Origin of the sequence: uncultured Ellagibacter sp., from assembly GCF_934643285.1 — a bacterium.
Taxonomy (GTDB): domain Bacteria; phylum Actinomycetota; class Coriobacteriia; order Coriobacteriales; family Eggerthellaceae; genus Ellagibacter.
The window spans coordinates 139,901-159,241 of the sequence record NZ_CAKUBT010000003.1 but is presented as its reverse complement, the minus strand read 5'-3'; the positions used below and the strand labels follow the sequence as shown (position 1 = coordinate 159,241).

Below are 19,341 nucleotides of genomic sequence, written 5' to 3'. Positions count from 1 at the left end.
GCCGGCGAGCGCCTTCCGGGCGTCTTGCACGTGGCAAGCCGCACGGTGGGCACGCACGCCATGAGCATCTTCGGCGACCATTCCGACGTCATGGCGTGCCGCGACACCGGTTTTGCGCAGCTCAGCTCGGGAAGCGTTCAGGAAGCAGCCGACATGGCGGCAGTCGCGCACCTCGCCGCCGTGAAGGGCAGCATCCCGTTCATGCACTTCTTCGACGGTTTCCGCACTTCGCACGAGCTTTCGCGCATCGACATGCCCGACACCAAGAAGCTCACCGCGCTCATGGACACCGAGGCGCTCGATCGCTTCAGGGCGCGCGCCTTAAACCCCGAGCATCCCATGCTGCGCGCCACCGTGCAGAACGGCGACGTGTACTTCCAGGTGCGCGAGGCGAACAACACCGCCTACGACGAGCTGGCAGATGTGGTCGAGGGCATCATGGCGCAGGTCGCCAGCGTGACGGGCCGCGAGCACCACGTGTTCGACTACTACGGCGCACCCGACGCGACCGACGTCGTGGTCGCCATGGGCAGCGTCTCGGGCACCGCGCAGGAGGCATGCGACTACCTGAACGCGAAAGCCCAGGCTGCGGGCAGCGGCAAGCGCTACGGCTTCTTGCAGGTGCACCTCTACCGTCCCTTCTCGGCGAAGCACTTCTTGGGCGCGCTGCCCCAAAGCGTGGAGCGCATCGCGGTGCTCGACCGCTGCAAGTGCATGGGTTCTGCCGGCGAGCCGCTCTACCTGGACGTCTCGAGCGTCATCGCGAACAGCGACCGCGCGGGCAAGGTGCTCGTTGTGGGCGGGCGCTACGGGCTTTCCTCCAAGGACACCGATGTCGCCCAGATCGTCGCCGTGTTTGAGAACCTTGCTGATGACCAGCCCAAACGCGGCTTCACCATCGGAATCAACGACGATGTGACCAACCTGTCGCTTCCCGTCAGTCCGCTCGAAGACTTCGACAACGACGACACCTACAGCTGCAAGTTCTGGGGCTTAGGCGGCGACGGCACGGTGGGCGCCAACCACAACACCATCCGTATCTTGGGCGACTGCGCCGACCTGTTCGCGCAGGCGTATTTCGAGTACGACTCCAAGAAGTCCTTCGGCGTGACTAAGTCGCACCTGCGCCTCTCGAAAAAGCCCATCCGCAGCACGTATTACGTGAAGCGCGCCGATTTCGTCGCCTGCCACAACCAGAGCTACGTGCGCCAGTACGACATGGTGCAGGAGGTGAAGCCGGGCGGCACGTTCCTTTTGAACACGGGCTGGACGCCTGAGGAGCTCGATGCCAACCTGCCCGGAGCGATGAAGCGCTACATCGCGAGCAACGGCATCCGCCTGTTCACCGTTGACGCGGTCGAGATTGCGCAGCGCGTGGGCCTGGGAAGCCATATCAACACGGTGCTCCAAGCGGCGTTCTTCAAGATTTCAGGGCTCATGCCGGTCGAGCAAGCCCTCGACTATATGAAGGACGCGGCGCGGAAGTCCTACGCGCGCAAGGGCGACGCCGTGGTGGCGAGCAACGTGGCCGCCATCGAGGAGGGCGCCCAGAGGTGTGTTGAGGTCGAGGTTCCTTCAAGCTGGGCAAACGCCGAGCTCGACGAGCTTGGTGGCGATGAGGGACTGCCAGCTGTGGTCACGAACATCCTGCGTCCCGTGAACGCCCAGAAAGGCGATGAGCTCCCCGTGAGCGCGTTTGCGGGCTACGAAGACGGCATCATCGACATGGGTCTCACGGCTTTCGAGAAGCGCGGCATCGCCGTCGCGACGCCCATGTGGAAGGCCGACGCCTGCATCCAGTGCAACCGCTGCGCCTTTGTGTGCCCCCATGCTGCAATCCGCCCCTACCTGGTGAGCGAGGAGGAGGCTGCGACTGCTCCCGCAGGGTTCGAGACCGTCGCGCTCAAGGGCGGCAAGAACCTGCCCGATGGCATGCGCTTCACCCTCCAGGTGAGTCAGTTCGACTGCACAAGCTGCGGCAGCTGCGCCGACGTGTGCCCAGCAGACGCGCTTTCCATGGAGCCCGCCAAGCTCACCGACGCAAGCCGCACGCTGTGGGAATACGGCCTGGGGCTTGCCGACAAAGGCAGCGTGTTCGACCCCTACTCGGTCAAGGGCTCGCAGTTCAAGCAGCCTCTTCTCGAGTTCTCGGCGGCATGTGCGGGCTGCGGCGAGACGCCCTACGCCAAACTCCTCACCCAGCTGTTCGGCGACCGCGTGTACTGGGCAAACGCCACGGGCTGCTCGCAGGCGTGGGGTGCGCCCTTCCCCGGCATCCCCTATACCACGAACAAGCGCGGCTTCGGCCCCGCGTGGACCAACAGCCTTTTCGAGAACAACGCCGAGCTATCGTTGGGTCTCTACCTGGGATCGACCCAGCAGCGCGCGGCCGAGAAGGCTCGCGTCGAGAAGCTTTTGCAGGTGCTCGCATGCGGCCTGGAGAACCCGAAGGAAGGCAAAGGCGACGCACCCGAGCCCGCCGCCATGGAGAGGGTCAAGGCTGCGTGCGAGTCCTATCTCGCCGCTTTCGAAGACTTCGACGCCTCGCGCGCCGCCTCCGATACGCTCGTGACGGCAATCGAAGATTCGATGGGCTCGCTCACCAACAGCGCCAAGAAGGTATGCGAGGGGATCCTCAAGTTCAAGGACCAGCTCGCCAAGAAGACATTCTGGATGTTCGGCGGCGACGGTTGGGCGTACGACATCGGCTTCGGCGGGCTCGACCATGTGGTCGCGAGCGGCGCTAACGTGAATGTCCTGGTGGTCGACACCGAGGTCTACTCCAACACCGGCGGCCAGAGCTCGAAGGCCACGCCCGCGGGTGCCGTCGCGCAGTTCGCGGCGAGCGGCAAGAAGACCGGCAAGAAGGATCTGGGCGCAATCCTTATGAGCTACGGCAACGTCTATGTCGCCCAGGTGGCGATGGGCGCCAACTACAACCAGCTGGTCAAGGCGCTCAAAGAGGCTGAGGAATACGACGGCCCCTCTGTCATCATCGCCTACGCGCCCTGCACTTCGCACGGCCTGAAATGCGGCATGCACGATGTCCAAGGCGAGATGAAGCGCGCGGTGGAAAGCGGCTACTGGGCGCTGTACCGCTACGACCCGCGCAAGGAGAGCCCGATGACCCTGGACTCCAAGGCGCTCACTAGGGACTACCTGGAGTTCGTCGCGGGCGAGAACCGCTACGCCTCGCTCACCAAGACCTTCCCCAAGGAGGCCGAGCGACTCTTCGAGCAGGGCAAAGAGGACGCGCTGCGCCGCTTCGAGCGCTATCGCCGCATGACACAGGATTAACTGCCAACGTCCAGCGACTGCCCAGACGGCGCGAGGGTTCGGCATGCGCTCGCATCCCCCGCGCCGTGGCTGGCCACGCCCGCACGGCATGTGCCCCGCCCATTGCCCGTTCGCTGTGCGGAGCCGTCTATGGCGCTGGTCTCCCTTCACCGCGCGGGCGTCTTTCCCTTTACCGCATGCCGTGCGGATGGCACGTCATGGCTAAAACACCTGATGAGAATACTATTCGAACAAGCGTTCCAATTAATGCTTGCCAATTCGGGGGTTCTTCGTCTATACTCCGAATGCACCCGTTGACGGCTGGTCCGTCTTTTTTAATGGGAGTTCTGGGGGCGGCATCGGCTGCCTTTGCTTCTCGAAGCGTGTCACAGAATTCCCCGTCATACACGGCATGGGGGCGGCGCCGGCTGCCTTTGCTTTAAGCGGCTTTCCAAGCTGCGGCGTGTTACATGACCGTTCGCAATACCGCAACAACTGAAGATGAGGAAACGTTGAGCAGGAGCGGCATCGCTGAGCCTTCGTGCGCATTCTTTCCCGTCATGCAACCCGCATGATGGTGAGCGCGCGTTTGGCGTCGAGCCTTGCATCCTCTGCCCTTAACAACCCTCCGGCGCTTGGCGCCATTCGAAGAAAGGCACGGCATGAGCACTTCGGTCTACCCTCCCCAAATCATTGAGGAAACTAATCTCGGCATCCAGCGTTTCGACATCCGCGACGCGATGCTCGCCTCCCGCGAGCTCGAGCTTTCCGGACCCGTCGACTCGGAATCGGTGGCGGTCATCATCCGCGGGATCCTCTATCTGCAAAAGGTCGACCCTACGGCACCCATCACGCTTTTCATTAACAGCCCTGGTGGGGAGGTAAGCTCGGGCCTGGCGCTCTACGACGTGATGCAGGCCACAAGCTGCCCCATTCGCACCGTGTGCCTGGGTCTTGCGGCGAGCATGGCCGCGCTGCTGTTCATCGCCGGCGACACGCGCGACATGCTGCCCCACAGCCGCGTGATGGTTCACGACCCGCTCATTTCAGGCGGCGTGGGCGGAAGCGCGCTTTCGGTGAAGGCGCGCGCCGACGACCTGATGCGCATCCGCGACATAACAGCGCAGGTCATCGCTCAGCATTCGGGAATGGACCTCGAACAGGTCTTCGAGATCACTGCCCGGGACACCTATTTCGAGGCAGAAGACGCGGTGGCGGCGCACCTTGCCGATCGCGTGATAAGCACGCTGTAGCGGCGCCGTGCGAGGGCATCGAGTCTGCTCGGACCGCAGGCGGGCTTAAGCTTGGCGCCACCCGTTCGTTCCCTCGCTCACCCTTCCCCTGCCCGCCCATTTCCCATCCACTGTCAACTTCCAACCTGAGGAGCAGCCTATGAAAGCCACCGAATTCAAAACCATCGCCAAAGATGCCAAGCGAAACCAACTCGCGCAAGCTTTCCCCGCCGCAAAGCCCAAAAGCGAGCCTGCTTGCAACCCGCAGCGAAGCGCCTACCAGGGAGAAACCTTGCTTTCCGCCAACCGATCCGTCAACTGCGACACGTGGCGAAGCGGGCTGAACAACAACGTCCTCGTGCTCGGGTCCTCGGGCGGCGGGAAAACGCGCAACCACGTCAAGCCGAACCTGCTGCAATGCCAAGGGTCCTACATTGTGCTCGATTGCAAAGGCTCCCTCTATCACGAGGTGGGCCCTTACCTCGAGGAAAACGGCTACATCGTCGACTGCATCGACTTCAACGCCATGGACGGCACCATCGGATACAACCCGCTCGACCACATTCGCTGGTGCGAGGGCCGACCGATGCAGCAGGACATCATCTCCATCGCTTCAGCCATCTGCCCTGTTGACGAGCATGCGAGCGACTCCTTTTGGCCGCTCGCCGCGGCAAACTACCTCACGGCCTACATCGCTTACGTGCTTGAAGCCTTGCCCGACGACGCGCAGAATATGTCGTCGGTCATCCGCATGTTCGAACTCGCCGTCGCTCGGGCGGTCGACCCGCTATTCACTGACCTGCAGAAAGAAGACCCCCGGGGCTTATGCGCCCGCGCTGTACAACCGCGCAAAGGCCACGTGCGGTGCGGAGAAGATGCATGCGAGCATCTTGGGAATCCTCGCGGCGGACCTCGTGCCGTTCGGCTTCGAAGGCGTCATCAGGTCGTACAGCAATCCCCGGCAGATTGACTTCTGCAGCTTCGGGCGAGAAAAGCGCGCGCTGTTCGTCACCATCGACGACATGGATAGAAGCCTCGACAAGCTCACGAGTCTCTTCATCCAGCAGGCGTTTTCCTCCCTGTGCCGCTCGGCCGACCGCGATTACCCCGACCATCGGCTCCCCGTGCCGGTACGCTTCGTCCTCGACGACTTCGCAAACCTGCGCCTGCCCCACATCGACGACGTGCTCTCGGTCATCCGCAGCCGCGAGATTAGCTGCACGGTGGTGTGCCAGACGATAAGCCAGCTTGAAGCGCGCTACGGCGAGGCCACCGCCAACTCCATCGTGGGCAACTGCGACAGCCAGCTTGTTCTCGGCTTTCAGGACGAACGCACAGCCACTTACTTCTCCTGCCGCGCGAACAAAACCGCCAGCACCTTGCTGGAAACGCCTGCGGGGATGTGGTGGGTGTTCCTGCGCGGTCAGCGCGGAGCGATGGACCCCGCCCGGCGCTTGGAGGACCACCCGCGCTTTCCCGAGCTCATCGAGGCGAAGCGCGCAAAGGAGGCCCAGATCGAGCTTGAAGAGCGGCGGCGCAGGGAAGAGGAAGACCGCATGCTCCGCGAGATCGAGGAGGAGCTCAACGTCAGCTTCGAGGAGCTCGAGATGGAGGATTTCGACGAGCGAAACATCGCATAGATGCAAAGAAACCCCCTGTTCCCGAGATTGTTCTCCCGGAAACAGGGGCAGGTTTCCCGCTTGGCGCATGCCCGCCAAACTTAGGAGGCCACCAACACGAGCACGACCAAGGCGAAAACGGCCAACACGTAGACGGCTCGCATGATGTCGCGCGTTCTCTTCCCGATTCCCAGGTCACGGGCAAGGGACTTCGTCGCGATGCCGACATGCCACGCGAGCGCGGCAAGAAGGAGCAGGAAAAACACCTTTATCTGATGGGGAAAGGCGGGAAGGCTACCAGGGCAAAGGACGCAGAAGAGGTGCGCGGCGATCGCTGCCGCCAAAACCGCCCCCGTCGCCCACTTCAGCACGAAGTGGCGCTTCTTTCGAGAACTCGGCGGCCGCGCGGTGTCGGTGAGCATCAAAGCGGTGGCGCCGACGCTTGCGAGCACGTGCGCTCCCGCCGCGCCGAACATGATCCAGACGAGCCAAGGCACGCTGTTGGTCAGGCCTTCAACAAAAAGCGATGCCGTCCCAAGTGCAGAATGCGCTAAGAAGAAGACGGCGATCGCCGAGGCGACGAGCGCGTTTAAGAGGCGCAGCTTCTCTGCAGAAGTGCTCGCGCGCCTCATCGCAGGGTCATCTCTTCCACGGAACCGAACAAAAGATCGACCATGAGCAGCCTGTTGCGAAGGACGTCCTGCCTGCCGAGCAGTACCTTAACAGCCTCTGCCGCCTGAAACGACGCGATCGCGCCCGCCGTGAAGGGCAGGTTGCCCTCGGCTTTCTGCGCACCTTCCCCGCTGTCACTATCTTCATGGGCGCCATAGAGGGTGACGAAGGAGACGTCGCCGGGGAACACCGTGCACACCTGGCCGAACCAGCCGGCGATGGCGCCGTACACAACGGGAATGCCCGCCTCCTGACAAGCACGGGCCAACTGAAAGCGCGCAGTGACATTGTCGAGGCAGTCCACCGCGCATTGGCAGCCATCGATCAGGTCAGAAACGTTGTCGCTGGTCAATAGCGTGTTGAATGTCTCAAACTGCACCTCGGAGTTCACATTCCCCAAACGCTCGGCAGCCACTTCCACCTTCGCGCGGCCCAAAGCGTCCTCGGTGCAGAACAGCTGGCGATTGAGGTTCGACTCTTCGAAGATGTCGGCATCGACAAGGCGCAGTGTTCCCACGCCGACGCGGGCGAGGTGCTCGGCCGCATATCCGCCCAGTCCGCCGCACCCGATCACCGCCACCTTGCACTCTGAGAGCGCCTGACATTCCCGATCCGACAACGCCTGATTGTTGCGATCATAGCGATGTTCGAATGCCATGGCGCCCCCTTCTGTCTAGCTGGCCCATCATCAGCGCGGCCGCGCCTTTCGCATATCCGAGCGAAGGTGCGGCCGCCTTGCTTTGCGGCCGCGATCCTACACGAAACGATACGTCTGCGCTAGCTCGTTCGCAACTGCTTTTCGGCGGCACGCGTCGCACAGTTCCACATCCGACATCTGCTGAGTGCCCAGCACGCGTCCGCATTCCTTGCAGCGAGAAAGCGTGAACGTGCGGTTCCAGATGGTACGCGTCTCGGAGTCTTCCGTGAACGGGATACTGTCCGTGGGACAAACGTTTGCGCAGCTCAAACACCCAATGCAATCGTCGCTTGCCGCGCCGTAGGGGGTGTTTATCTCCTTGTCGACGCCGCGATTGACCGTCGAGATGGCACCCGTCCCCATGCTCTCGCACGCCTGCACGCACAAACCGCACAGGATGCACTTGCCTGCGTCTAAAGGCTCAAGGCGCTCATAGCCCTCGCCCGCCCCCATATGGGACGCCATCGCAGCCATGAGGTCGGACTCCGGCGCGCGGGCGGCAAGCAGCGCCATGAGAACCTTGCGATCCTGGACGATCTTAGGCGAGTTAGTGCGCACCTCACATTCCCCTTCTATGGGGTACACGCAGGAAGTGACCACCTTGGAGCGGCCGCGCGCGACCACTTCCACAATGCACACGCGGCAGCTTGCGCGGTGTTCGGGGAAGGCCTCGCTGCGGCACAGCGCAGGAATCTCGATGCCGTTGCGCTTCGCTACGTCCCACAGGTATTCGCCGTGCTCGGCCGTGCAGGTCTTGCCGTCGATCACGATTTCGTACGTCTTAGCCATAGCTACATCCCCTCCGTCAGCACCGCGTTGAAGTTGCAAATCTCACGGCAGCTGCCGCAGGCTATGCACGCGGCGGGGTCGATGGAATACGGCTGCTTGCGCTCGCCGGAGATGGCTTCAGTGGGGCACGCCTTAGCGCACATGCCGCAGCCCGTGCACGTTTGCGGATCGATGTTAAACCTGGTCAGCGCGGCGCAAACGCCCGCGGGGCAGCGATGCTCGCCGATATGCGTCTCGTATTCCTCGCGGAAGAACTTGATGGTGGTCAGCACAGGGTTCGGCGCCGTGCGGCCCAAAGCGCACAAGGAAGCGTCCTGCATCATATGCCCGAGCTCTTCAAGCAGCTCGATGTCGCCCTCTTTGCCGCGGCCTTCGCAAATCTCGTTGAGGATGAAGCGCATCTGGCGCAGGCCCTCGCGACAGGGCGTGCACTTTCCGCAGCTTTCCTCGCACAGGAAATCGATGTAGTAGCGCGCGACTTCGACCATGCAGCTGCAATCGTCCATGACGATCATGCCGCCGGAGCCCATCATGGCGCCGTATTCAACCAGCGTGTCGAAGTCAACCGGCAGATCGAGCAGGCTTTCGGGGATGCAGCCGCCCGACGGGCCGCCCGTCTGGATGGCCTTGAAGGGACGGTCCTTGATGATGCCACCGCCGATATCGTAGATGAGGGTGCGAAGCGTGGTGCCCATGGGGACTTCAACGAGGCCTGTATGCTTGACCTTGCCCACCATGGCGAAAACCTTCGTACCCTTCGATTTCTCTGTCCCCAGCTTGGCGTATTCCTCCCCACCGTGGGCCAAGATGGTGGGAATGGACGCCAAGGTCTCGACGTTGTTCAGCACCGTGGGCTTCTCGAACAGGCCGCTTTGGACGCTGCGGATATACTTGGGCCGCGGCTCGCCCACCTTGCCCTCGATCGAATTCATAAGTGCCGTGGACTCGCCGCACACGAAGGCGCCGCCGCCGCGCACGATGTTCAGGTCCAGCTTGTGGTCGCTGCCCATGATGCGCTCGCCCAGGATGCCGGCAGCGTAGGCGTCGTCGATAGCGCGCTGGATATGCTCGCGCGCCAACGCGTACTCGTCGCGGATGTAGAGCACACCCGTCTCGGCGCCGATGGCCAGCGCGCCGATGATCATGCCCTCGATAACGGCATGGGGGCTGCCCTCCATCGTGGAGCCGTCCATGAACGCGCCCGGGTCGCCCTCGTCGCCGTTGCACACGATGTACTTCGGCCACGCGTCGTAGCTTGCCGCACTGCGCCACTTACGCCCCGCGGGGAAGCCGGCGCCGCCCTTGCCGCGCAGACCGCTCTTCTCCACTTCGTCGATGATTTCGCCGGGGGTCATGGTGAGGGCACGCGCGAGCCCCTCGTATCCGCCGGCCGCCTTGTATTCCTCCAGACTCAAGGGGTCGATGATGCCCACATCCTTCAGCACCACCTTGTGCTGAAGGCCGTAGAAGGGGTTGTCCGCCTGATGCTCGTGGCGTACGCCCTGCTTGTCGCGGTATAAAAGCTTCGCCACCGCGTCGCCCTCGAGCGAGGCGATGACGGCGGGCGCATCGGCGGGCTTCACCTTGTAATACATGGTGTCGCGGGGCATGAGGCGCACAAGCGGCCCCTGCTCGCATTCGCCCGAGCAGCCCGTGCGGCATACCTTAAGCTCTACCTGGGCATTTGCTCCCTGTGCCGCAATCTGCTCCTCCAGGGCGCTCGCCACCTCGTAGGCACCGTTGGCAATGCACCCAGTGCCGCAGCATACCAGTATTCTCTCGGTCCTAGTCATTGCCGGCCTCCCCTTCTTCAGCATCCGCGAGGCGGTAGCGCTCCACGATGCCGGGGACATCTTCGAGCTTGAGCTTGTTGTGGTAGGTGCCGTCGACCAGCATGACCGGCGCTAAGGCGCACGATCCCAGGCAGTTCACCATCTCTACGGAGAACATGCCGTCCTCGGTCGTCTCGCCAGGATCGATTCCCAGCTCGCGCTTGAGGCCGGTCGCGAGGTTCACCGAACCGCGGATGTGGCAGGCGGTGCCGTTGCAGATCTTGATGATGTGTTTGCCCTTCGGCTTCAAAGACAGCGCCTTGTAGAAGGTGGCCATAGAATACAGCTGGGCGACACCGCAGTTCAGGTGCTTGGCCAGGCAATGAAGCCCCTTCTCGGGGATATAGTTGAAGGCATGCTGCATATCCTGCATGGCGGCCAGCGCATAGCGGCGCTCGGCAGGATAAGACTGCACGATTTGGGTGACTTCTTCGTCAGAAACCATAGGAGTCTCCTTCGCGTTTTCGAAGGGCGCGTGCTCGATGTCCGTCGCACATTGCGGCATCAGCCTCCCGCAACTAGCGGCGTCACGGCTACGTAATCCTGCTCGGAAAGCGGGGTGCGCACGCCATCCAAATGCTCGATATGGCGGCCGCACACCAGCACGATGGCATCGCGTCCCTTATCGGTATGATCGTCGTTGAGCAGCAGCCCCTGGAAATCAGGGTAGCGTTGTTCAAGTATTTCCAGCAGCTCCAAAACGTCGCGAGGGGCGGGGAGGTTAATGCACCCCTGCCCCACAATCATACGATATGTAGCGAAAAACTTGACGTTCATACAGCCCCTTACAGGCGAAGCTCCTGGAATTTGGTGTCAGTGGGGTCGCTTTCCACTGTCGAAAACGCGCTGCGCGCTCTTGTGCGCGAGGGGTATCTGGAGAAGATCGGCGCCGGCCGCTCCACGGCGTATCGGCGCAAGTGAGGGTTGCCGGCAACCCGCTCGCCTTCCCGTGCCTTCGAGATGACTCCCCCCAAACCTGCAAGGATTCCCTCGCCCGATTCGTTTCTCTATCGAAGACAGAAACGATAGGAGGAGGCCACCGTGTTGAGAAATAATTTCTGTCGGTGAGGCAAATTCGGGCGCCACTGCATATAATTATGAGGTTATGTCACGTGCGCCCGCATGCGCAGGCGCATTCCCATCGATTTTGAAGGAGCTTCGCATGGATCCCAATCATCGTCCCGACGATATGGTGCGCATCACCACCCCCGAGCTTGCCCAGGCGTTCATCGACGAGCAGGTTGCCGCAATCCGCGAGCAGGTCGGCGACAAGAAGGTACTGCTGGCTCTTTCCGGCGGCGTCGACAGCTCGGTCGTCGCGGCCCTTCTCATCAAGGCCATCGGCAAGCAGCTCATTTGCGTGCACGTGAACCACGGCCTCATGCGCAAGGGTGAAAGCGAGCAGGTCATCGATGTTTTCAAGAACCAGATGGATGCGAACCTGGTCTATGTGGACGCGACCGACCGCTTCCTCGGCAAGCTGGTTGACGTCGCCGAGCCCGAGGCAAAGCGCAAGATTATCGGTGCCGAGTTCATCCGCGTGTTTGAGGAGGAGGCGCGCAAGGTTGGCAACGAGGTCAGCTTCCTGGCGCAGGGCACCATCTACCCCGACATCCTGGAGTCCAAAGACGGCGTAAAGGCCCATCACAACGTGGGCGGCCTGCCCGATGACCTGCAGTTCGAGCTTTGCGAGCCCGTCAAGCTGCTGTACAAGGACGAGGTGCGTGTCGTGGGCCGCGAGCTCGGCCTGCCCGAGAACATGGTCGAGCGTCAGCCGTTCCCCGGCCCTGGCCTCGGCGTTCGCTGCCTCGGCGCTATTACCCGCGACCGTCTCGAGACGCTTCGCGAGGCGGATGCGATCGTTCGCGAGGAGATTGACAAGGCGGGGCTGACCATCTGGCAGTACTTCGCCGTCGTGCCCGACTTCCGCGCTACCGGCGTGCGCGATGGCAAGCGCGCCTACGACTGGCCCTGCATCATCCGCTGCATCAACACCGTCGACGTCATGACCGCCGAGGTGCCCGAGCTCGACTGGGCGCTGCTCAAGCGCATCACGGCTCGCATCACCGCCGAGGTCCCCGGCATCTGCCGCGTCTGCTACGACCTCACGCCCAAACCCGTCGGCACGGTGGAATGGGAGTGAGCTGGGCCTTCATTCCATCTAGTTGCAAGCCGCCCGCCTGTTGGCAGTGGTTAGCATCTATTGGCACGACTAGGACGAAGCCACCCGGACTTTCCGAGAGTGAAACGTAGGAATCAGCCCCGAGACAAGACCATTTCGGGGCTGATTCTATAGGCGTTAACCTGGGGAAATACTCTCGACAACCCTTCAAGAGGACGACGTGATGATACTCTCTGCTAAGAGGGGCGAACGGATGCCAAAACATGCCAACGCGGTGATGGAAGATTTCATCGCGTTTTCAAGCCAGGGGGGCATCTGACGCCGTGCCATGTAATCACCTTGTAGTCACCCCGCTTTTTTGCTCTCCGTTTTGCAAAATCGCAGGTAGGAGTGAGGAGTGACAAATCGCGAAACTCGGCGATTTCCGATGAATTCGGGCCGTTTTCAAGCCTTCCGAAAGAGCGTTTGTCACTCTCAACACTGTGTTGTAATAGACGATTCTAGGCCCATTTTGGCCCCCGAAAACCGGCAATAGTAATGCGAGAGTGTCGACTCCTCCGCAATCGTTGCACTTCGCACCATTGTACTATCATGCTGAACTTCCGCGGATATAAAGCATAAATGTACGAGCCGTAAATCTATACCCACTATTTGAGCGGCAGGATTATTTTCAAACACTCGGGAAGCTATTCGCGAATCTCTTCCTAAATCGCTTCCTGAATGCGTGAATGCTTCCCGAATCATGGTAAAATTTCAACAGAATATGACCCTAAATTGGAACGAGTAACCCGCATGGAAGCCGAACTGTTGTTAGAGACGATCGCCCAGGGTGAATCTGTATCAGTCGAGTTTAAGAGGTGCGGAGCACGGCCTGAACGGGACACCTTTGAGACCGTCTGTGCATTCGCTAACCACATGGGTGGAAGTGTCTACCTCGGCGTGGAAGACAATGGGACTGTTGCTGGCGTTGCGGAAGGCGCGGCAATAGATATACAGCGCAATATCGCCAATGTCGTCCGCAATCCCAAGCTGTTCGATCCCGCTGTGATGCTCGAGACTGAAATGGTTGCCGTAAATGGCAAGACCGTCGTCCGCATCTGGGTCCCCATGAGTCCGGATGTTCACCGCTATAAGGGCGTCGTATACGACCGCATCGCTGATGCCGATGTAAAGGTTAGCGCTGGCAGTCAGATTTCTGCCATGTATATCCGGAAGAGCAATCTCGAGACTGAGCGGCGAATCTTTCCATATTTGACGCTGAGCGACTTGCGTGCAGATCTTATACATCGTGCAAGGCAGATGGCTACGGCACGGCGGCCGGGACATCCTTGGGCAGGGTTGGATGACGAGCAGCTCTTGCGGAGCGCCCAGCTTTTGGTCAAGGACTACTCAACAGGACAAGAAGGCCTCACTCTCGCCGCCGGCCTGCTGTTCGGTAGCGACGAGACGATTGGCTCGCTCTGTCCTACTTACAAAACCGATGCTGTGGTCAGGTTGCGTGACCAGGACCGCTACGACGACCGTCTAACGGTGAAGACCAATCTCATCGATGCGTACGATGCCCTCATGGGGTTCTGCGAGCGTAATCTCCCCGATCCCTTTGTTATTGAGGGAGACGCAAGGGTAAGCGTGCGGGGCATCGTATGCCGTGAGCTCATCTCGAACATGCTCATCCACCGGGAATTCACGAGTCCCTATCCTGCAAAGCTGGAGATCGACCGCGAGGGCTTGCACACCCAGAACGCCAGCAGGACGTTCTTTGAGGGGAATATCACGCTCAATGACTTTAACCCGATGCCAAAGAATCCCTCGATTGCCAATGTCTTCACTCAGATAGGGCTTGCGGAGGAGTTAGGGAGCGGCACACGCAACCTCTTCAAGTATGCACGAAGCTTCATGGGTGGGGACCCGACCCTCGTGGACGGAAGCATCTTCCGCGCTACAGTTCCAGACGCAGGTGGGGTTTTAATCACCGAGTCGACAGTTGCCAAGCAGTTGGGGGGCACTGACCAAGCCATACTGGAGCTCGCTGCATCACGAGTCAGCTTCACGCTGGCAGATGCTGCCGATGCTGCTGGAGTCTCAAAACGCAGCGCCAGCGCTCACGTATCCGCACTCATTGAATCGGGCAAATTGGTCGGGGAGGGATCGACGAGGAGGCGCCGGTTCAGGAAGGCATGACCTCGCATTTGGTAGGCGCGGACTCATTTCTAGATTGCCGAAGTGGCCCATTTTGTCCGCGTACTTTGACTTTGCGTGGAATCTGATTGACGTCTGACTCCCCGATGAGTATTAATATGCGCACATGGAAAATCTTCGGGTTTTGTAAGGGCGGGGCCCACGGGGTTTCGCTCTATTTGTTATGCAAAGGGCGCGGCCATAGGATTCCCGAACAGATGTCGTTGCCCATGGCGCGGAGCGTCTCGCCTCGCTCGCCTTCCCTGACAGACAGAAGCCTCCCGATCCTTATGGTGGATATCTTCTGCCGCTCGATGGGCTTGCAGACCGACGCCTTCGATACGCGCAGGTAATCCGCGACCTGCGGCACGTCCACGAGGCATGGGGCGTCACTTGGACATGAACGACTAGGTGCCGACCAGCAGGTCGAGGTTGGCGATGGTCACGCCAAGCACACCCTGCGCCACCGTGCGCGCGAGCCTCCACTACCACTCGTTTCTGCAAGGGAGCTCGTTCATTATCTCCAGCCTTTCTCCCAGGCCACAGTTGCTTCGGCAATGAGCGCGACGAACGCAGTATACGTTCCGTTGCCGACGGTGCCGACTCCGCTAGAACAACCGATGCCGCCCCACTGTGCAGAGAAATCTCCGGCGCCGTGGGGCGGGCGGCGGAGTGAGCCAACAGCAAAGCCACGCCGCTAGTAGTAGCCTGTCACCAGCAATCTGCAAGTCATTAGCACCCCACAGCCGCGTCGCCCGCATCCCTTGGTCGCCATATCAGCCGCACGGTATAATCTATCCATCGATATATTGGTTGAACCATGGTGTCTCTGCTGTGACCATAAACCTCCGCAAGACGCCAGGACCTTGTTCTAAGGAGATCTGGTGGAGAAAGGTCAAGAGGACCCACCACAAGACCAGGCACTTGCCCATAGAGTCAGGTGGGCTGACCTCGACAGCGTCTTCGCGCACATGGGCGACAATACTAGCGTCGGAGAGGCAAGTAACGGCATCCACCTCATAAATGACCGGGAGCACGTCGCCGTGCGCCAGGACCACGAGGTTCGCATTCCCGATGAATACCTGCTGGAATCATACGTCGGACAGCGCGACAGCGACCTGAGAAAAGCAAGGGAGATGCTCCTTCAGGCCAAGCAGGAGCGCCCTTCCTACAAACCTGACATCCTTTTAGGTCTCGCGACAACGTTCCTGGGCTGGTTTCTCGGGGGTTTGTCGTCATCTGTCAATCTCGCATCTTTGCTCGGTATCTTAATGCTCTGCGTAGCACCGTGTGGCGCAGTAGGACTCTTTGTCGCTTTTATCTTTATCCGAAAAGAAGAGAACCAAGGCAAATCTGATCTGGCTGAGCGCGTTCTAGAACACCTAGCGGATCCCGATGGCAAGGAGGCCAAGACCGATGAACATTAATGATACGAGCACGCAGCTGCTCTTTACCACGGTCCCCATCGTGGGCATAACTACCGAAGGCACGGGCGTCTCGGGTACAGGATTCTTCTTTTCCTATGACCTTGAGGACGGGCGCAACGTGCCCCTGCTCATCACCAATCACCATGTCCTCAAGGATGTGATTCAGGGTCGCTTCGTCATCAATCTAGCCGAAGGTGACGCCCCGTCACGCGAGACCATCAGCGTGAACTTCGACAAGTCATTCATCGAGGGGAAGAAGCTCGGAGAGCTCGACTTGGTTGCGATGCCGGTGGCTCCTGTTCTCAGCATGCTCGAACAAAACGGGAGGAGGCCTTTCTACCGCTCCATCGACTCTGGACTCATCCCGAAGAAGAGCGTGCTGGACAATTTGGCGGCGCTCGAGCAAATCACCTTCATCGGATACCCCAGCGGGCTCTATGACGACTACAACAAGACTCCCCTCATCAGACAAGGCTGGACTTCCACGCCCGCTTGGAACGACTACAAGGGCAAGCGCGAGTTCCTCGTTGACGCATCTGTATTCGAGGGCTCCAGCGGCAGTCCCGCCTTCATCCTCAACCAGGGCAGCTATCCCACGACCGACGGAATTGCCCTCGGCTCCAGGCTGCTGTTCATGGGTGTAATCACTCAGACGATTACGAAGGAGGAGAGTGAGCACCTCGATTTAGGTACAGTCATCAGAAGCGACGCGATGCTCGACAAGCTCAAACCCTTCGTGGAAGGTCTGCTGTAGCTAAGAGCGCCGTCAAAAGCGGTGACGCCCCTTTGCTCCTTTGCCTAGGACGAGGTGACTGAGCTCGGCGTGCTGGTTGACATCTGGCTCCCCAACGGCTCACAATACAGACACATGGAAAACCTTCGGGTTTTGTAAGGGCGGGACCCATAGGGCCTCGCTCTAGTTTTATGCGATGAAGATATGCCGGAAGTTATGGGATCACCGATTAGATGTCGTTGTCCATGGTGCGCAGCGTCTCGTCTAGCTCGCCTTTCCTGACACGCAGAAGCCCCCCGATCCTTATGGTGGGGATTTTCTGCCGTTCGATGAACTTGCAGGCCGACGTCTTCGACACGCGCAGGTATTCTGCGACCTGCGGCACGTCCATGAGGCCGTCGGGCAGGTCGTACGTTTCGGATGTCGAGGAGGCGACAGACCCCCGTATCTCCGCCCCGGCATTCTCGCGGCTCTCGGCATCATTATCCGATATTCCGATGGGCGTCGGGAACGCGTCACGTGTCATCTGGAGGATGTCGTCTCCCATGGGGTGGCCTACCTCCTCTTCGTCTTGCATCTGGTGCGTTTGGGTTGCAACGAGACCCAAGGAGCCTCGTTCCGTCATCGCGGGCAAGCTGAGAGATACCTGATGGGAAATACGTACGCAACGTCACAAAGGGCGCTAGGCCACGCTAAGTCACGATTCGTCTTAGATCCGTTGGCCCCGCGAATTAAGGGATGATTACAGCGCCCGAATGTCGGACTCTGTCACTGGCGATAAAATAGTCATTGATAATGCGAAGGGGCGTGTCGGGTATGAGTAACACTGATGACATTGTAAAAATCGTTTACTTTGATGAAGGCTCTGCAACTGACTATGTTCAGTTGAAAACAGGTGGGTCATTCATGTCGGAGATTGCCACGACTGATGACAAATCTGCTGAAGGTGGAGCAGAAATAAAAGGTTCCATCGGCGTGCGTGCTTGGTTCGCCAACCTGGTAAAGGGCTCAGTATCTGCCGAGGGGTCGCTCTCGGCCTCCTTTAAAGATGACACCGTAGTCAAAAGCATCGTCACTAACACCGTGCTTACCGACTTCCTTGCTGCAGTGGATGGAGAGGAGAGCGATAAGCGAATTGAAAAGTTCGATAACTGCAAAATCGTGCAAATCCCAGGATCCATCTCTAGCCTCTCTTTGCTCACTCCCTATTTGTCGATGCTTCGGAGCGGCCAGGGCATAGAAGCTGGGGAATTTAACATCTCCTTGGACAAGCTTGATTCCACGTTGACGAAGGCAAAGGGGTACTTCGAATTCTTCGGCAACAACGACGATGGCTAAAGAATCGTTCTTCGATTTAACGGTTTGGGCTTCAAGAACAACTACAAGCAGGGTAATCTCCTCAATATGAATTTGAGGCTGTATGCAGTAAACGTTGGCAAGACACGGATTGCTGAGCTAGCTGCAGACAAGGAACTTAGCCTTGAAGGATTTTCATCTGCCACCAATCCAGATTATGTCGAGGGCGCCGAGAATGAAGAAAGCGCAGTTGGCGAAGATGAAAGCCTGGACATGTATGATGTAATCCTTGCGGGAGTTGTTTCAAATGGCTGATAACGCAGTGATCTTTTTTGGACCGCGAAAAGCATTTGATGAGATGGTAGAAAGAGAAACCGCTGAAGATGAGCGGAGCGTTACCTATCTCGAATCCATCCGCGTCTATAACGCCCGGATAAAGTCGAGTGATCTCATCACTAGGGATCTCGTCCTCAAGGCTCCCGAGCGAGTTGATAGCTGCGTGGTCCATGCCGATGACTTCGGTTCCGTCTTGAGCCATGTCCTACCAAGCTTTGCCACCATACTCGAGCAGACGTTTGATGTCGGAAAGCTCTACGTGCAGAACCCTCCGAAACGAGTCTTCGACTCTCTAAAGGCGTCGCAGCCGTAAGGAACTCTTGATGTCGTACACTATGAGTACCCGCTCATTGAGAATAAGAGACTCAATGACATATACGACAAACTGCAATCGGATGTCCTCGGGCAAGACGAGGGGAAAGAGTCACTGATTGCATCTCTGTATCGGCTTGCCGCCATGAACGAGGAGCGTCCCTCTGTAATCATGTTCTATGGACCGTCCGGCGTCGGCAAGACGGAAACGGCGAGGTGTTTAAGCGAGGCAGTTGGCGGAGAGCTTACCAGAGTGCAGTTCTCGATGATGCAAACGCAAGAGGCTTACGAGTATCTGTTTGGCGCGGAACACTCGAAAGCAAGTTTCGCGCGCGATCTTTTGGCGAGGGAGTCTAATGTCGTTCTAATAGACGAGTTCGATAAAGTCGATCCCCGTCTGTACAACATGTTCTACCAGCTCTTTGATGAGGGCAGATATGTCGACACGAACTCTGATGTCGACATGAGAAATGCCCTTTTTCTCCTAACGTCTAATTTCAATTCCGAAGCGTCCGCTCGTCGAGCAATGGGCCCCGCCATGTTCTCGCGCATCGGCGCAAGCGTACATTTCTGCGATCTCGGAGTAGACGAGAAGGTCACGATAATCAACGAGCACATTGAGTTCGTTCTCTCAAAACTTGATGAGGAAGACAGGGCGACAATCGAGCAAAGCGATGTTCAGGCTTGGTTCATCGAGCATGCTGCAAAGTATGACAACATGCGTACGATGAAGAACAAGATTGAGATGGCCATATTTAAGAAGCTTTCTGCTCCCATTATTTTGTCCGGAAGAAAGAGCGTTTAACGCAAAGAAACGCCG

17 protein-coding genes and 1 pseudogene are annotated in these 19,341 nt (G+C 59.3%); 11 read left to right on the top strand and 7 right to left on the bottom strand.

What is annotated here, in order from left to right; translation table 11 throughout:
- From nifJ to Q0I65_RS03445, 4 genes are all read left to right on the top strand, one after another.
- On the top strand, positions 1 to 3,297 hold a 3,297-nt coding region (nifJ, locus tag Q0I65_RS03460), incomplete at its 5' end, for a pyruvate:ferredoxin (flavodoxin) oxidoreductase (RefSeq protein ID WP_296059854.1).
- 641 nt (positions 3,298 to 3,938) lie between these two features.
- Positions 3,939 to 4,529, top strand: a complete 591-nt coding sequence (locus Q0I65_RS03455; RefSeq protein WP_296059851.1) for a ClpP family protease — start codon at positions 3,939 to 3,941, stop codon at positions 4,527 to 4,529.
- Positions 4,530 to 4,668: 139 nt separating this feature from the next.
- Positions 4,669 to 5,478 (top strand): type IV secretory system conjugative DNA transfer family protein, encoded by an 810-nt coding sequence (locus Q0I65_RS03450; RefSeq protein WP_296059849.1) that lies wholly within the window; start codon positions 4,669 to 4,671, stop codon positions 5,476 to 5,478.
- Entirely contained in the window at positions 5,399 to 6,148 is a 750-nt protein-coding gene (locus Q0I65_RS03445; RefSeq protein WP_296059847.1) for a type IV secretory system conjugative DNA transfer family protein, read from the top strand. The genes Q0I65_RS03450 and Q0I65_RS03445 overlap by 80 nt, the downstream gene beginning before the upstream one ends.
- 80 nt (positions 6,149 to 6,228) lie before the next feature.
- On the opposite strand, the gene Q0I65_RS03440 is transcribed toward Q0I65_RS03445, so the two are convergent.
- From Q0I65_RS03440 to Q0I65_RS03415, 6 genes are all read right to left on the bottom strand, one after another.
- Positions 6,229 to 6,759 (bottom strand): hypothetical protein, encoded by a 531-nt coding sequence (locus tag Q0I65_RS03440; protein ID WP_296059845.1) that lies wholly within the window; start codon positions 6,757 to 6,759, stop codon positions 6,229 to 6,231.
- Positions 6,756 to 7,457: a HesA/MoeB/ThiF family protein gene (locus Q0I65_RS03435; protein WP_296059843.1), complete on the bottom strand. Its 702-nt coding sequence runs from the start codon at positions 7,455 to 7,457 to the stop codon at positions 6,756 to 6,758. Before Q0I65_RS03435 ends, Q0I65_RS03440 begins: the two co-directional genes overlap by 4 nt.
- Before the next feature lie 96 nt (positions 7,458 to 7,553).
- On the bottom strand, positions 7,554 to 8,285 hold the full coding sequence (locus tag Q0I65_RS03430; protein WP_296059839.1) for a 2Fe-2S iron-sulfur cluster-binding protein: 732 nt from the start codon (positions 8,283 to 8,285) through the stop codon (positions 7,554 to 7,556).
- A gap of 2 nt (positions 8,286 to 8,287) precedes the next feature.
- Positions 8,288 to 10,078 (bottom strand): NADH-ubiquinone oxidoreductase-F iron-sulfur binding region domain-containing protein, encoded by a 1,791-nt coding sequence (locus Q0I65_RS03425; RefSeq protein ID WP_296059836.1) that lies wholly within the window; start codon positions 10,076 to 10,078, stop codon positions 8,288 to 8,290.
- Complete coding sequence (locus Q0I65_RS03420; RefSeq protein WP_296059834.1) at positions 10,071 to 10,562, bottom strand: NAD(P)H-dependent oxidoreductase subunit E; 492 nt, start codon at positions 10,560 to 10,562, stop codon at positions 10,071 to 10,073. Before Q0I65_RS03420 ends, Q0I65_RS03425 begins: the two co-directional genes overlap by 8 nt.
- Before the next feature lie 59 nt (positions 10,563 to 10,621).
- Positions 10,622 to 10,894, bottom strand: a complete 273-nt coding sequence (locus Q0I65_RS03415; RefSeq protein WP_296059831.1) for a MoaD family protein — start codon at positions 10,892 to 10,894, stop codon at positions 10,622 to 10,624.
- Between the two features lie 385 nt (positions 10,895 to 11,279).
- Between Q0I65_RS03415 and guaA the strand changes: the two genes are divergently transcribed.
- From guaA to Q0I65_RS03395, 4 genes are all read left to right on the top strand, one after another.
- Complete coding sequence (gene guaA / locus Q0I65_RS03410) at positions 11,280 to 12,260, top strand: glutamine-hydrolyzing GMP synthase (protein ID WP_296059829.1); 981 nt, start codon at positions 11,280 to 11,282, stop codon at positions 12,258 to 12,260.
- Positions 12,261 to 13,031: 771 nt separating this feature from the next.
- Positions 13,032 to 14,420 carry an RNA-binding domain-containing protein gene (locus Q0I65_RS03405; protein ID WP_296059828.1) on the top strand — a complete coding sequence of 463 codons (1,389 nt, stop codon included), beginning with the start codon at positions 13,032 to 13,034 and terminating at the stop codon, positions 14,418 to 14,420.
- Positions 14,421 to 15,388: 968 nt separating this feature from the next.
- Positions 15,389 to 15,844: a hypothetical protein gene (locus Q0I65_RS03400; RefSeq protein ID WP_296059825.1), complete on the top strand. Its 456-nt coding sequence runs from the start codon at positions 15,389 to 15,391 to the stop codon at positions 15,842 to 15,844.
- Positions 15,834 to 16,598, top strand: coding sequence for a trypsin-like peptidase domain-containing protein (locus Q0I65_RS03395; protein WP_296059822.1), 765 nt, complete (start codon positions 15,834 to 15,836; stop codon positions 16,596 to 16,598). Before Q0I65_RS03400 ends, Q0I65_RS03395 begins: the two co-directional genes overlap by 11 nt.
- A 208-nt stretch (positions 16,599 to 16,806) precedes the next feature.
- Here Q0I65_RS03395 and Q0I65_RS03390 read toward each other — a convergent pair whose 3' ends face one another.
- Positions 16,807 to 17,124, bottom strand: coding sequence for a helix-turn-helix domain-containing protein (locus tag Q0I65_RS03390; RefSeq protein WP_296059820.1), 318 nt, complete (start codon positions 17,122 to 17,124; stop codon positions 16,807 to 16,809).
- A 248-nt stretch (positions 17,125 to 17,372) separates the two neighbouring features.
- On the opposite strand from Q0I65_RS03390, the pseudogene Q0I65_RS03385 reads away from it, so the two are divergent.
- From Q0I65_RS03385 to Q0I65_RS03375, 3 genes and pseudogenes are all read left to right on the top strand, one after another.
- Positions 17,373 to 18,188, top strand: a pseudogene (locus Q0I65_RS03385) (DUF6414 family protein).
- Complete coding sequence (locus Q0I65_RS03380; RefSeq protein WP_296059817.1) at positions 18,181 to 18,522, top strand: hypothetical protein; 342 nt, start codon at positions 18,181 to 18,183, stop codon at positions 18,520 to 18,522. The pseudogene Q0I65_RS03385 and the gene Q0I65_RS03380 overlap by 8 nt, the downstream one beginning before the upstream one ends.
- A 144-nt stretch (positions 18,523 to 18,666) precedes the next feature.
- The gene (locus Q0I65_RS03375) at positions 18,667 to 19,326 is read left to right on the top strand and encodes an AAA family ATPase (protein WP_296059814.1); all 660 of its coding nucleotides are present in this window, start codon (positions 18,667 to 18,669) and stop codon (positions 19,324 to 19,326) included.
- Positions 19,327 to 19,341: the final 15 nt, after the last annotated feature.

Coding starts and splice junctions, on each gene's coding strand:
- Q0I65_RS03455 (WP_296059851.1), top strand. CDS start 3,939: ATGAGCACTTCGGTCTACCCTCCCCAAATCATTGAGGAAACTAATCTC.
- Q0I65_RS03450 (WP_296059849.1), top strand. CDS start 4,669: ATGAAAGCCACCGAATTCAAAACCATCGCCAAAGATGCCAAGCGAAAC.
- Q0I65_RS03440 (WP_296059845.1), bottom strand. CDS start 6,759: ATGAGGCGCGCGAGCACTTCTGCAGAGAAGCTGCGCCTCTTAAACGCG.
- Q0I65_RS03435 (WP_296059843.1), bottom strand. CDS start 7,457: ATGGCATTCGAACATCGCTATGATCGCAACAATCAGGCGTTGTCGGAT.
- Q0I65_RS03430 (WP_296059839.1), bottom strand. CDS start 8,285: ATGGCTAAGACGTACGAAATCGTGATCGACGGCAAGACCTGCACGGCC.
- Q0I65_RS03425 (WP_296059836.1), bottom strand. CDS start 10,078: ATGACTAGGACCGAGAGAATACTGGTATGCTGCGGCACTGGGTGCATT.
- Q0I65_RS03420 (WP_296059834.1), bottom strand. CDS start 10,562: ATGGTTTCTGACGAAGAAGTCACCCAAATCGTGCAGTCTTATCCTGCC.
- Q0I65_RS03415 (WP_296059831.1), bottom strand. CDS start 10,894: ATGAACGTCAAGTTTTTCGCTACATATCGTATGATTGTGGGGCAGGGG.
- guaA (WP_296059829.1), top strand. CDS start 11,280: ATGGATCCCAATCATCGTCCCGACGATATGGTGCGCATCACCACCCCC.
- Q0I65_RS03405 (WP_296059828.1), top strand. CDS start 13,032: ATGGAAGCCGAACTGTTGTTAGAGACGATCGCCCAGGGTGAATCTGTA.
- Q0I65_RS03400 (WP_296059825.1), top strand. CDS start 15,389: ATGGGCGACAATACTAGCGTCGGAGAGGCAAGTAACGGCATCCACCTC.
- Q0I65_RS03395 (WP_296059822.1), top strand. CDS start 15,834: ATGAACATTAATGATACGAGCACGCAGCTGCTCTTTACCACGGTCCCC.
- Q0I65_RS03390 (WP_296059820.1), bottom strand. CDS start 17,124: ATGGGAGACGACATCCTCCAGATGACACGTGACGCGTTCCCGACGCCC.
- Q0I65_RS03380 (WP_296059817.1), top strand. CDS start 18,181: ATGGCTGATAACGCAGTGATCTTTTTTGGACCGCGAAAAGCATTTGAT.
- Q0I65_RS03375 (WP_296059814.1), top strand. CDS start 18,667: ATGAACGAGGAGCGTCCCTCTGTAATCATGTTCTATGGACCGTCCGGC.